8 protein-coding genes are annotated in these 12,852 nt (G+C 64.0%); 6 read left to right on the top strand and 2 right to left on the bottom strand.

What is annotated here, in order from left to right:
• Positions 1 to 14: 14 nt before the first annotated feature.
• The 5 genes from AB0P03_RS10770 to AB0P03_RS10750 all read left to right on the top strand — a co-directional run bounded on the left by AB0P03_RS10770 (position 15) and on the right by AB0P03_RS10750 (position 7,955).
• On the top strand, positions 15 to 2,627 hold the full coding sequence (locus tag AB0P03_RS10770) for a DUF3962 domain-containing protein (RefSeq protein ID WP_363628518.1): 2,613 nt from the start codon (positions 15 to 17) through the stop codon (positions 2,625 to 2,627).
• Positions 2,628 to 3,417: 790 nt separating this feature from the next.
• Positions 3,418 to 4,179, top strand: coding sequence for an endonuclease domain-containing protein (locus AB0P03_RS10765; protein WP_363628634.1), 762 nt, complete (start codon positions 3,418 to 3,420; stop codon positions 4,177 to 4,179).
• A gap of 484 nt (positions 4,180 to 4,663) precedes the next feature.
• On the top strand, positions 4,664 to 6,541 hold the full coding sequence (locus AB0P03_RS10760; protein ID WP_363628516.1) for a DNA/RNA helicase domain-containing protein: 1,878 nt from the start codon (positions 4,664 to 4,666) through the stop codon (positions 6,539 to 6,541).
• 236 nt (positions 6,542 to 6,777) lie between these two features.
• Complete coding sequence (locus AB0P03_RS10755; protein WP_363628515.1) at positions 6,778 to 7,782, top strand: hypothetical protein; 1,005 nt, start codon at positions 6,778 to 6,780, stop codon at positions 7,780 to 7,782.
• Positions 7,779 to 7,955, top strand: coding sequence for a hypothetical protein (locus AB0P03_RS10750; protein ID WP_363628513.1), 177 nt, complete (start codon positions 7,779 to 7,781; stop codon positions 7,953 to 7,955). Before AB0P03_RS10755 ends, AB0P03_RS10750 begins: the two co-directional genes overlap by 4 nt.
• 184 nt (positions 7,956 to 8,139) lie before the next feature.
• On the opposite strand, the gene AB0P03_RS10745 is transcribed toward AB0P03_RS10750, so the two are convergent.
• A complete protein-coding gene (locus AB0P03_RS10745) occupies positions 8,140 to 9,243 on the bottom strand; it encodes a hypothetical protein (protein ID WP_363628511.1) in 1,104 nt (367 codons plus the stop codon).
• A gap of 406 nt (positions 9,244 to 9,649) precedes the next feature.
• On the opposite strand from AB0P03_RS10745, the gene AB0P03_RS10740 reads away from it, so the two are divergent.
• Complete coding sequence (locus AB0P03_RS10740) at positions 9,650 to 10,999, top strand: HNH endonuclease (protein ID WP_363628633.1); 1,350 nt, start codon at positions 9,650 to 9,652, stop codon at positions 10,997 to 10,999.
• 339 nt (positions 11,000 to 11,338) lie between these two features.
• Here the strand turns inward: AB0P03_RS10740 and AB0P03_RS10735 are convergent, their stop codons facing one another.
• The gene (locus AB0P03_RS10735) at positions 11,339 to 12,766 is read right to left on the bottom strand and encodes a hypothetical protein (RefSeq protein ID WP_363628509.1); all 1,428 of its coding nucleotides are present in this window, start codon (positions 12,764 to 12,766) and stop codon (positions 11,339 to 11,341) included.
• Positions 12,767 to 12,852 lie beyond the last annotated feature (86 nt).

Below are 12,852 nucleotides of genomic sequence, written 5' to 3'. Positions count from 1 at the left end.
CGAGGAGCACTGCCATGTATCACGCCATTCGTGCCGTGGCTTACGAGCCGAACCCTGAACACGGAGCCTGGCAGGAAGACCTGCACGTCCTGCAGCTCGGATGCGGCCTGCAAAAGGAGTTGATGGATCGTCAGAAACGTTCGCGCGGCGGTGGCCAGTCGCACCTCCCCGTAGCCCGGCTCCACTCGCTGCTGCGGGCCTGGGCGCCGGGGGTACTGGCCACTGGGCGCAACGCCGGAGCCGACGGCCGACTGCCTTGGCTCTACGCGCGCGAGCCCGTTCCGCGGCAGGTCCTCGCGCCGCTGATCGGCACCTGGGCCGCCGCCCTTTCCAGCAGCGATGACGAATCGGCCGACCTGGAACGGGAGTTGCAGACAGGGTGTGAAGCTACGGCGCTATCCCTGCCTGAGTGGGAGACCGAACGGGTTGACCTTACAGAGACGGTCGTGTCCCCCGGCGGTACGGCGGAACCTCTGTCCAGGCTCTACCGCCTGCTCCCCGAGGCGGTTGCCTTCCGCTTGGCCGGCACGCCTTTTCGTACTGGTGGCGGCAGCCTCCGCTTCCGTGTCGTCAGTTCCGGAATCGGCGGGGTCGATCTGGTCTCCTGGCCGCCGCTGCGGTACGAACACCGGAAGCAGACCTGGTACTACTCGGCCCACCTGACCGTCACCGTCCATACGGTGCCGTTCGCCCAGCGGTTCCGGGTCCACGTGACCACCGGGGTGCGTCGCTGGGCCACCCGGCTGGACATCCCCCGGTGGAAGCTGGGCGGAGCGACCGTACTGCTGGATACCCCACTGCCGTGGCCGGAAGGGCCGGACCAAGGCTACCGGCTGATGGTCAACACCCTGGGGTACGACTGGAGGTCCAAGGAAATCGCCTGGAAGCGGCGCAGCCCCGCCCTGCTCCTGTCCGATCTCGACATCACCCGCCGGTTTCCGGAGCCGGAGGAGCTGTTCACCTCCCCCGAGAAGTGGCTCAACGGACGCCAGGACGTTGCTGCCGGAATCGTCTACCACCCGGTGCTCGGGCTGCACGAGGTAGGGGCCGGCCTGATGCCACGGGAGCGGGCTGGACTGGACGCGTGGATCGAGCAGGGGCTGAGCCCCGTCCTGCGCCGAGTAGCGGACCTGAGCCGGGTCACCCGGCGGAACACCCCTTCCCTGCTGCCCCGCTCCGCAAAGAAGGGCGAGCCGGGCAGCAGGGAAGCACAGCAGGCTCTGGCACGCCGTACCGCGTTGGGCCGTGCTCTCGACGGCCGACCGCTGGACGTGGAGATCCTCTGGCAGTCACCGCAGACCCGGGACGCCCTCCTTGCGGCACTTCCGAAGGTCATCGGTCTTGTGCCGGGGAGCCGGACCGACGGGGGCGGCGCGACCAGCTGGACGGCCGACGGCGTCCGGATCGTGGTCCGGACCAGGCCGGCCGGAGAGCTGGCGAGCGCCCTGCGGCTTTCCACCGACCGCAAGCGCCGCCCGGCCGTTCGCCTGGCCGAGGCCATCACTGAGCGCTGCGCCCTGGTGGCGGAAGCGGATGACCGGACGCGTGACGGCGTCAGTCTGGTGATCGCAGAGATCGCCGGGAAGGAGCACTTCGCCTCGGTGCCCGGTTCCGACCCCAAACATGCGCTGCGCCTCGCCTGCGGGCGACAGGGGAGGCTCACCCAGTTCATCAACCTGCCCGATCCCGGGACGGCGGCCCTGGAACACCGGGCCAACTGGGCTTGGCTGGACGCCTTCCGGCAGCTCGGTGCGATCAGCCCGCCGGCCCACCGGGCGGGTGACGGTATCCCAGGGGACCTGCAGTACGCCGCGCTCTGGCTGGTGCGCTGCACAAAGGACGGGCCCACCCGGAGCCCAGCCCGCCGCCTGGTTGCGGTGCGGGTCCGTTCCGACGGAGACCCGGGGACGGTCGAGGGTTGGGACACGGGACGGGCCGAGTGGGTGCCCTACCCCAGCATGCTGCTGTCTCTCGTAGAGGCCGGCGGCACGGTCCCCACGGACCTGGAGCGCGAGATTCGCACCGTGCTCTTCCAACTCCGTGACCGGCCGACCTTGTTGCTGGTCAACTCGGGAAACCTCCGGCAGTGCTGGCCGAGGCTGCGCAACGGCGCGCTGACCCGCGACATGCTCGCCTTCGGCACCGGTCCGGATCAGCGACTCACGGCCTACGGCAACGACCTGCGGATGGTCCTGGTCCGGGACGAGAACGGCCGGGGCGAAGTACCCGAGTGGTACGCCCATGACGAGCTGGCCAAGATCGGCTTCTCCGAAGGCGTCTGGGCCCTGTCGGACGGTCCCCACAACCGCATCTTCGCCAGTACGACCAGCACCCCACCCACCGCGGCAAGGCCGAAGGGGCTGATGAAGCTCGCCCCGACTCCGGGAAGCCGGACCGCGCCCGGGAAGACGGCCTGGAACCCCAGGCTTCTTGAGGTTACGGTTCTCGGCTGCTGTTCCTCTGAACGCTCGGCAGACCATCCCGTCGACTGGGCCACCCTGACCCACCAACTCCGCTACCACGACGACTACCCGCCCCTGGCGTACCCCCTCCCGCTACACCTCGCGCAACTGGCGAAGGAGTACGTCCTCCCGCTCGCCCCTGCGGAGGGATCGGCCGAGGGGTGAACGAGTGCCAGCCATCAGGCGTTTCCGTAGGTCAGCGCATGGCTGACCTACGGAAACGCGATTATGAATTGGCGTGTTTCCGCAGGTCAGAGCACCTTCTACAGGTCGTAGTTCTGATCGAACATGCCTCTGACCTGGGGAAATACGGGTCACATGGAAGATCATTTCACAACCAGTGCACACGCGGCGGCCTCAACGGATGAGAGGCATCGGAAAGTGCTATGTGGTGGTGAGAGGTCGCGCCGCTTGCTCGTTGTGTGGCCCTACGGAGTGTTACTGACGTGTGATCCCGTTCCTGGCCGCAAGGTGGGCGACTGAGTCCTATTGATCCGCCACGATGAAGCATGCTCGGTCGTAGAGTTCATCGAACGTGAAGCCCGGTACAAAATGCGCAGGCTACACAGCAGCCTCAGCCACCGCAGCCCCACTGAGCACGAGACCGCCCTCGCCGCCTGGCAACCACACCAAAGGTGTCCGTCAAAGCTGAGCAAGCTCAGACCGGCTCCATCGGACCGGAGCGCGATCTGGCGCGTATCGAAGTCCGATCGGGTCTCAGGGCCCACCGGGGGGCAGGGCCGAGCGCCAGTGTCAGCGCTGTGCCTTACCTTGCACCTCGGTACTGTAGCCAACAGTGCCGTTACAAAGCCCAGGGGCGTAACTTCGGTCGGTCAGCTGTATCGCACGAGGAGCGGCTAGAGCGGCGGCGCCAGAGGCGCTCGGCTTGCATAGGGGGCCGACCGAGGTATAAGTAGTTTGCGTGCTCGAATGAATCCAATATTTCGGGGTGGGAATGCCTGAAGCTCGGCGGTTGAGTTTTCTTAAGTGTGTCGCAGGAGGGGAGGGGTGGGAGTGTGATCGCGACGTTAAGTACTACGCTAAAATGCTATGCGGTGCGCATTATCAACAAGCTAATGCTGGCAAGCCACTCGTCGCCGCTAGGCCGCAGTCCTATCCGAATTCTATATGTTCAGCGCGGAGCTCTCATGAGCTCGCCGGCGAGGGCTATGGAGATTGGGAGTGCCTGAGCCCCCGGCGGTCCCGGGAGTGGTGCGTTGCGCATTATGGGCAGTTGAGGGGGACTAATCGTATCGGATATCTGCGGCCGATCAGAAAATACAAGGACTATCGCTCCGACGGCTCAAAGAAGAGGTGCATTACTTGCGAATTGGTTAAGCCGAACTCTGAATACTACAAGCATGAAAAATCCGCTGACGGCCTCAAGCGGGATTGTGCCCACTGCAATTGGGCTTACAGCTTGAAGCGGAGATTCAATATCACGCCGCAGCGATATGCGGATATTCTCGAATTGCAGAGCGACGGATGTGCTATCTGTGGGCGGGGTTCCAGTGCGGATGGTAAGCGCCTAGCAATTGATCACTTTCATGGATGCTGTCGGATGAATGGTGGTAGCTGCGGGGAGTGTATTCGAGGGCTCCTGTGTACTAGCTGCAACACTATGCTTGGCAAATATGAGACGTTGCCTTCTAGATTTCAAGATTCACCGCACTTGAACTCGTATATTTCTAATCCACCCGCACGCCAAATTGGCTAGCCTCTATTTTGCATGAGGGTCCGTCGGTTGATTGACGGGCCCTTCTTGTACTGCCCGAATTTGGCATTTGGGTGTACGGGCAGGTCGGTGGCCCGACTGTCGCGTTGGGTGGGCGCCGGGTTCCACGGCTCCGAGTGGTTGGGCTAATCGTCGGAGGGGCGGTGCCGCCGGGCGGCCGGGGTTCGGCAGTGCCTGTAGACGCTCGAACGCGGTGGTGATCACGTCGGTCCAGGGCCAGTGGCGGGCGAGGCGGAAGTAGCGGCGCCGGTCGGTGGTAGCGACCTGGGTCTCGGCGGAGAACAGCCGCAGCGGTAGCCCTCGGCGCAGTCGCAGCGTGGCTTGGATTGGCGCGGACCGTAGCTCTCTGCTGAGCTGCGTTGGTTGACTGCCCTGACCTGCCAGAGCGCAGCGTTCCAGCGGCGGGGTGCACCTTGAGGGCAGCCTGGTGTGTGAGGTGTCTGTCTGGGGTGGTACTGATCGGTCTATGTATGTGTATCGGGGGACTGTCGAGGATGTAGCGCGGCTGGTCGTGCAGCCTGATTTCGTTGAGGCGTGCGCTCGACGATTTGGCAAGCTGTTCGGCTTGGCTCCTGCGGAAGAGGAGGTGAGGAGCTGGCGTCAGAGCTGGCCGGCGCTCCTCGATGTGTTGGTGCGCGCCGGTTTGGGCGAGCTGGACGTGCTGCTCGAGTACTCGCTGCCGGCGACGGGCGAGCGTGTTGATGCGGTGATTGTCGGTCAAGACGCGGACGGCGTTTTGACCGTAGTTGCAGTCGAGTTGAAGCAATGGACGTACGCGCGCCCTGCGGCGACGCCGGGGAAGCTCGAGGTCGGAGGGCGGGAGGTGGCTCATCCCGCGCGACAGGTCGGGGGCTACGTCTACTACCTGCGGGATTGGGTCGCCGGAGGCGCTGCGCTACGGGTCAGGGGGACAGTGCTCCTGCACAACGCGCCAGCGGAACTGATCGGCGGCCTCCGGGGGATGGTTCCCGCGGACGCGCCGAGCGCCGAGTTTCCGTTGCTCGGTCGTGGTGATCTCGCCGCCGGTGTCGTTCCCGAGGAGCTGGCGGCGCGCACTGGTTGTGGCGGCCTGACCGCTGCCCGCGAGGAGACGGTCGCCGCCTTTCTCGCTGCGGAGCACAGGCCGTCGCAGGAAGTTCTGAACCGGCTGGCCGAGAACATCAGTGGCAACAACTTGTTCCCTCTCATCGGGGAACAAGATCAGGCTCGCCAGGCGATTCTGAGGGCCGTGGCCGCAGTTGGAGGGACTGGCCCTGGTGGCATGGTCGTCGTCACGGGCGGGCCGGGCACGGGTAAGACAGCCATCGCGGGGCGCCTCATGGGCGAGCTGTGCGGGCAGCCCGGGCGGAATCCCCGCCTGCTGACGCCCTCTGGCACGCTTACCAAGCAGTTGCAACGGCTGCTCGGGGAGTCCTCGCGCGGGCTGGTGACGACCTTTCTCGACAGCACTCCTACCGGGCTGGACAAGCGCAGCGTCATTCTTCTAGACGAGGCCCATCGGGCCCGGACTTACCCAAACAACCGCAGGACAGCCTTTCCCCTCACACTGAGCAGAGTGCTCGATCGGGTGGGCGTCCTAGTGCTCTTCCTCGACGAACGCCAGATCGTGCGACCGAGCGAAGGCATCACCCTCAACGAGCTGCGCCGCCACGCACAGGAAACGGGAGCGGCGTTCGAGCACGTCGACCTGGTGACGCAGTTCCGATGCAACGGCTCACAGGCATACTTCCAATGGGTCGACCAGATGTTCTCCCCTATGGGGCAGGCAGCGCCGTGGACGGGCGAGAACTACGACCTCGCCTTGAGCAGTGACCCCGACGAGCTGGCGGCATGGGTTGACGACCACACCGCGGCCGGCCACAGTGCCCGAATCACCGCAGGCTTCTGCTGGCCATGGGAGCGACCATCAGTCCCACCACTGATCCCGGAGGTCGCCCTCAAGTGGGTGGATGCGGATGGGCGCGACCAGTCCTGGGCCCGTCCGTGGAACCTGCGCTCCGATGAACCGCTTCCCGCATTCCCCAACGTTCCCGCCCGCCCCTACTGGGCCACCGACCCGGGAGGTCACGAGCAGGTCGGGTGCATCTACACCGCGCAGGGCCTGGAGTACGGATTCGGAGCCGTCATCGTGGGCGACGACCTCGTCCGGCGCAACGGCCGCTGGCTGGCCCGGCCGGAGGCAAGCCACGACACACCTCTCAAGGGCCTGACATCAGACCAGTACCTGCCGTATGCCTTGAACACCTACCGGGTCCTCGCCACGCGTGGGGCTCGCGCCACACGCTTCTACTCCACCGACATGGAGACTCAGGCATACCTCGCGGCCTCCATGCCCAGAGCGTAGGGACGCTACTGACCGGCAAGCGGCCGGTCTGCCTGCCGGTGCAAGTGGGAGGACTCGCCAGCCAGGACGACTGCCTCCCCGTGGCCGTGCTCGCGGTCCCATCGCAGTGGCTTCCAGAGTGTCGGTGGGGTCTGGTAGACATGATCAAGGCGCTGTCATCTCCCGCAGATGTGCGGGACACGCGGCGCCATTCAACCGAACCACCGAACTCCCCCGCGCGCGTGGGGAGTCGAGCCGTGGAGGAAGTCGACGTGTCTGTCGTTGTCGTATACGTTCCCGCCGGATCGCGGCGGAATTTTCAGATCGGCCTGGCGAAGTCCGTGTGGGGCTGGAAGCCCGACACCGCTGGCAGGGCCGACACCCCGCAGGTACTGGCTTCTCTCAAGCCCGGTGACTACCTGCTGCTCGGCCATCGCGGGCCGAACGCCCGTGTACCGGCCGGCGGTTGGACCGATGCGGTCCTGCAGGAGCTGGTTGTGGCCAGGGCAACGTCGAACAGGTACCACGCCGAGAACACGGTGTGGCCGGACGACACCTACGACGTTCGCATCGATCTGGAGATCCTTGGCGTCGAGAAGGCCGTCGCCGGCCACCAGCTCGGCGAGGAAGCCATGGAGGCTTTCCGGCTGTCCGCCAACAAGCAGGGTGCTCCCGTCCCGGTCCACGACCCTGCGGTCCTGGACCGCCTGGTCGACTCGGTCCAGGAGCAGAGCGCGGGTGAAGACGGATCACAGACGCCGCCCAGCAGCACGCCTGACGATGTCGACCCGCAGGAGCGCTACCTGGACCTGCCCGAGAACCTCGACCGTCCCACCCTGGCACTCGCCCGCCGCGAGCAGGCCGGGCTGCGGCGCGCCAAGTTCCGCGGCAAGCCGATCGTCAGGTGTGACCTGTGCGGTCGGATGTTGCCGGCCATCTTGGTGCGTGCCGCACACGTGAAGAAGCGCTCGCAGTGCAACCTGCAGGAGCGCTCCGACCTGTGGAACCTCATGGGCGCATGCGTGCTCGGCTGCGATGCCCTGTTCGAGGACGGCTTCATCTACGTCACCTTCGATGGCTCGGTCGAGATGTCACCGAAGGCCGAGGCGTCCGAGGACCTGGCGTCGGTTGCCAAGGTACTCAAGGGCAGGACCTGCACTGCTCACCATGGTGAGAGCGAGCAGTACTTCGCCTGGCACCGCACCAACGTCGCCTCCGCCGCGCCGACTGGTACCACGGCTGTGGACGGAGTGACCGTATGAGCACCACCAAACCGCCAGCCCGACGCCAACAGCCCTATCTGACTCTCAAGGTGGGCGGCCTGACGGTCGTCCTCAAGCAGAGGCCCCGCAAGGGCCGAGCGCTGTTCGCCACCGTCTGCATGGTTGTGGGCCCGACCGCGGCGCTCGCACTTCAGGCGCGGTACGGAGCCTGACCCCCACCAGGGATGACCTTCTGGGAACAGAGGAGCCTCCGGTGTTGCCGGGGACAGCGTGTTCGCTGTCCCCGGCATACACAGACTGAGCACCAGGAGGCCGCGCCGCCCAAGCCGTAAAAGGCCCGCGCCGTACTCCAGGCTCCCTATGAAGGATGACCCTGCGGTGCACCGCGCCTCGCTGCTACGACGGGCGTCCCGGACCGCCCAGAAGCCGGGCCCTGAGGATGTCGAGTTCCGATTCTGGCGCACCTCGTCGCGCGGCCCGCCGGAGGTCCGCCAAGTGGCAGGCGAACATGAGCGGGGCCAGGCTCTCGGTGAAGTAGCGTTCGGCGAGGACAGAGCCAGGCGGATGTACTTGGCGGGCACTCATCCACTCCACCAGCATCGCGGCAGCGCCGCGCACCATCGACGGTTCGTGGAGCGGGGAGACCGACTGCCGCCACCAGGTAGCGCGGGCCCAGAGCTGGTCGAAGTGCTCGCGTACCTCGTCGCGCAGGTTGTCCAGGTCGCCCCTTCCCGTGCTGAACAAGAGGTTCAACCGCTCCTCGGCGGAGGTCTCGACCTGCTCGGCAATCTGAGAGGCGTGCGAGACCGCCGCCCAGTCCCAAACAGCGAGCGCATCAGCCTTCACCCAGCCGTCGGGCGAGTCGAAGACCTCGAAGTTCAGCGCCGCCGCCAGGTCTTCCATCATGTCGAGGTCTTCCTCGTCGAGCCTCAGCCGGTTGAGTGCGGTGCACACCCCGTGTAGGCGCGCCTCAACGTCCTCGCGCGAGGCGTTCTGGAGGTCGGGAAGACGCCGGAGATTGGCCCGCATCTGGCGAATCGCCCGCCCACCTTGCCCCAGTTCCAGATGAGCCTCGGCCTCGGCATGGTCGAAGTCGAGCGCCTCAGCAGCGTCATCCCCGATCGGCATCCTGGCGGCCTCCTTGTCGATCCGGTCCGCAACTGCCGTCTCACGCTTGGTGCGCGGCAGGAAGTAGGCGTAGGCCAGCGCGGTTCTGAGTGCCACTTCCGGGACGGCTGCATTGTCGAAGTAGGCCAGCAGAGCCACGGTGTGGTGGGAGCGGCCCCACGCTGAATGGCGGGCTAGAGAACGGACAAGGGCCTCCGTGCCAGCGGGATAGACCCGCTCAGATCCACTGCGGGCTCGCCGGAGCTGCTGCGAGCGGGGCATGAGTCCGCGGTTTCGCCAACGTTCGAGCTGAGTGGCGCTGATCGGGTGGCCGTCGGCAGCCGCCTGCTGCATCAGCTCCCGGTCGGCACGGCTGGGTTCGGTTCGTGACATGAATCGACGCTATCGAGCCCCCTGGTGCGGTTCGTTGGTGCGCGTGCGGGGGTCCAGGCTGGGGAGGCATCGAGGGCGGTAGCTGTCTGGCTTAAAAACGATTGATCACTTCGCGCCAGCACCCCAAGCATGTCCTCCACGCTCCCCACCACGACCGCCACGTGACCGGCTAGACCACACGATGGGACATTTCCCCAGTCAAGGGTGGCCGGATGACCAGGAGTTCAGTCTGAGCTCTGCGGTACGCGTCGAGCCCTCATCGGACTGGAGTGCGATCTGACACGTATCGAAGCCCGATCGGACTTCAGTGTTTGTTGGTGACCAGAACCGACTGCCATTGTCAGTGCCGCATCTTACCTTGCACCTCAGTAACTGCTGCGGTGCCGGGACAGATGAGGTTGAAGCCATGAGGAGATGTGCTGTGTGCAGCGCGGACATCAGCCATCGGCATGGGCTCGCCAAGTATTGCTCAGATGCCTGCGTGCTTGAAGCGCGACGACCGGCCATGCTCACATGCCAGGAATGTGACGTCCTGTTTGAGCGCCCGAGTCGTCCTGGTGCACCTCCCCGCTACTGTTCTGAGGAGCACCGGGCCGCTGTAGCTGCCCGCCGGTCCAGCAGCCTTCACGCGGCCCGCATGAAGGAACTGCGGCAACAGCGAGGTGTCAGAAGGTGCGAGGAGTGCGGAACTGGGATTGACCACCTTAAATCCTACGCAAAGTACTGCTGCCAGCAGTGCCGTTACAAGGCCCAGGGCCACGATCCCCGTCGGCCGGCTATGTCGCACGAGGAGCGGCTAGAGAGGCGGCGCCAGAGACGCGCTGCAGCAAGGCCGACCTCATTGACCCTGCAGTGTAAGAGCTGCACCAACAGCTTCGAGCATCCTGGCACACAGCAGGGGCGCAAGCCGCGAGAGTGCCAACCGTGCCGAGATCTTAAAAGACCGAAGGTGCGGTCAGAGCCGCTTTCCTGCCAAGGTTGCGCCCTGCCCGTCCCGATCGAAAGAGGGTCTCTCGCGCTCTATTGTTCACCCGAATGCCAGGTAGTCACGAACAACTTGGCCCAGATGGGACGGCGAAAAGCTGCGCGAAGAACGGCAAAACGACAACGACAATGTGCGATCTGCAGGCAACCCATTGAAGTTGAGGAGCATGGCCTCCGCAAATATTGCAGCCGCAGCTGCTGGTATCACGCTAACTATACGCCGAAGTCCAGGGATCACTCCTGCGAGTGGTGCGGCGGGAGTATGCACCACCGATCAGCAACTGCCAGGTTCTGTGGCCAGACTTGCTATCTGAAGGCGCAGTACAACCGTAAGGTTGGAACGGCTCTCCGGTCGCGACCATGCGCTTATTGTGGTGAGTTGATGCCCCCGTCTACCGCACATCGCTTTTTCTGTTCGCCTTATTGCTCTCGGCGTTCTTACTTTGAGGCAAATCCGGAAAAGGTACGTTCCGCGAAGCGCCGCAGCAATCACCAACGCCGAGCCATGTTGGCCAACGCCAAGCGGTACCGAGTGACCGAACGCGACCTCGTGCGCTTGTGGGACCGGTTTGGGAAGGCCTGCGCCTACTGCGGTGAGAAGTCCGGCCCCCTCCACCAGGAGCATGTGATTCCGATCGCCCGAGGCGGAGATGACGGGATCGGAAATCTGGCGCCGGCCTGCCAGGACTGCAACCTTGCCAAGGGTGACCGAACAGTCATGGAGTGGCGGCTAGGAAAGAAGTCTCCCCGCTATCGAATCGCCTCCACGTAGAGCTCATAGCACGATCACGGCGTCGGCTTGTTGGGCTTCCTCCAGCAGATGAGGGCACACGCGAGGGAGCCGAGGACTCGTGGAGGTCCAGGTGCCGTTCTTAGCGGGTGGCGAGGCGCTTGGACTGGGGGAGCAAGGCGAAGGTCTGCTCGATGACGTAGTGGAGCTTGCCGAGGCCGCAGATGTCGGGCTGGCCCCGCCTGGAGATAACGGGCGGGATCAGACGCCTGCTCAGTTGCCGGCGGACCCGACGACTGTCGTAACCCTTGTCGCTGAGAAGGGATTTGGGCCGCTTGCGTGGCCGGCCCGGTTGCCCAGCGGCACGCCGTTGATCAGAGGTCAAGCCTTGCTGGCAGAGTCCTTTGGCAGGATATCAACCCTTTCGATCTCGATGATGCACGCGTTCTCGGCGCTGACAACCTCAGCCTCTTCGTCGAGCTTGCGCCAGCGTTCCTGCATGGGGCGTGTCTCGGAGTCCTTGACGGCCAGGAAAATCGCATGAGAGATCTGCTGACTTTCCATGTAGATCGGGGTTTGGGTTCGGAGTCCGTTCCAGAACTGGCCGTGAGTGAGCTTCTTCATCTCCAAGAGGATGCGGATATTCCCCGCTGAGGTGAACGTGAAATCAACCGGACCTCTGCCGGTCTCGACCTCTCGATCCAAGATCACACCTGCTTGCTTGCAGTAGTTGTCCAGGACACCGAGGAAGAGTAGCTGCATGTTGGGCTCGGGGATTGCCTTGGGAGGCTCTTCATCCTTCCAGAAGACTCGCCATCCACCCTTATGCTCGACCCAGTGCCGGAAGTTGTCGACGGCTTTGTGGGCAAAATCCAGGAGATCAGTTGAAGATTCGATCCCAGGCGGCCCGGAGATCGGCTCCTCGGCTGCCACCCTCTTGGCGACTTCCTGCCACTTAAAATAGAGCTGAGGGTCATTGTCGACGTCGTAAGGACTGGATCCCTGTTCCTCCATCTGGCGAATCCAACTCCGCAGAGCCGCAGGATCCTTGCGCGCTACGGCAATAATATCGTCCTTGTTCACCTTCTCTGAGATGCGCATGTTGAGGTCATCCCTCAACGAGGTGTCAAGGAAGTCTCCCCAGCTGTCCGAGGAGAGCGTTGGGAGCTCGCGCAAGAAGCGCTTCGGGACGAGGAGGATCGGCTTCCCGTTTTCTGGATCGACGGGTACCAGATGCTCTGCTGTCATCCAACGCTGGCGCATCTCGTCGTAGCGGCTGTGCTTGATTTTCACCATACTCATCGGAACGCCGAGAGAGTGGCAGATATCTTGCGTGTACTTGATCAGACGAGGCTTCAGCAAGTTGCAGGTGATGTCGGAGATTCGGTCGCGGTTGATCCCCTTTACGAGGACGCCCAGCTCCTCAAAGTGGCGAATGTCCTCAAGTCCTCGCCTCACCGCCTCAGCCATCGCCGCAACGACCCGCTTCGCCAGTTCGGGCCCCGACCCCGCCCCATCTGCAGTCTTGCTCGCAAATCCAAGTCGGAACTCTCGCGGTTCGGGGAACTCCATAAGCGATAGCGTTCGACGATAATACTGATGACTGGGCTTCAATTGACTCTTGGCTAGAATGATGAAGGCGCTCTGGAAATATCCCACGATTTCATCGTGAGCCTGTCGCCATTCGCCAATCTCATCACAAAACATTAGGAACGGATCAACGAAGAGGAGCGTGTCCCGCTCAAGGATCGGATTGAACCAGTCGAACTCACTCGAGTAATCGATATTAAACCGCTCGCTGAAGTACATGACCCCCACCTCGCCCTTGTCATGAATTACTGAGCGTACATGGTCCATGGCATGTTCGCGTGTGAATCGACTGAATGGCCAGTTGG

The sequence above is a fragment of the Kitasatospora sp. NPDC088779 genome, from assembly GCF_040685395.1.
Taxonomy (GTDB): Bacteria; Actinomycetota; Actinomycetes; order Streptomycetales; family Streptomycetaceae; genus Kitasatospora.
Note: the sequence above shows the minus strand (reverse complement) of the source record. Positions and strands in the feature narration are given on the sequence as shown.

Coding starts and splice junctions, on each gene's coding strand:
- AB0P03_RS10770 (WP_363628518.1), top strand. CDS start 15: ATGTATCACGCCATTCGTGCCGTGGCTTACGAGCCGAACCCTGAACAC.
- AB0P03_RS10765 (WP_363628634.1), top strand. CDS start 3,418: ATGCCTGAAGCTCGGCGGTTGAGTTTTCTTAAGTGTGTCGCAGGAGGG.
- AB0P03_RS10735 (WP_363628509.1), bottom strand. CDS start 12,766: ATGTACTTCAGCGAGCGGTTTAATATCGATTACTCGAGTGAGTTCGAC.
- AB0P03_RS10750 (WP_363628513.1), top strand. CDS start 7,779: ATGAGCACCACCAAACCGCCAGCCCGACGCCAACAGCCCTATCTGACT.
- AB0P03_RS10740 (WP_363628633.1), top strand. CDS start 9,650: ATGAGGAGATGTGCTGTGTGCAGCGCGGACATCAGCCATCGGCATGGG.
- AB0P03_RS10760 (WP_363628516.1), top strand. CDS start 4,664: ATGTATGTGTATCGGGGGACTGTCGAGGATGTAGCGCGGCTGGTCGTG.
- AB0P03_RS10745 (WP_363628511.1), bottom strand. CDS start 9,243: ATGTCACGAACCGAACCCAGCCGTGCCGACCGGGAGCTGATGCAGCAG.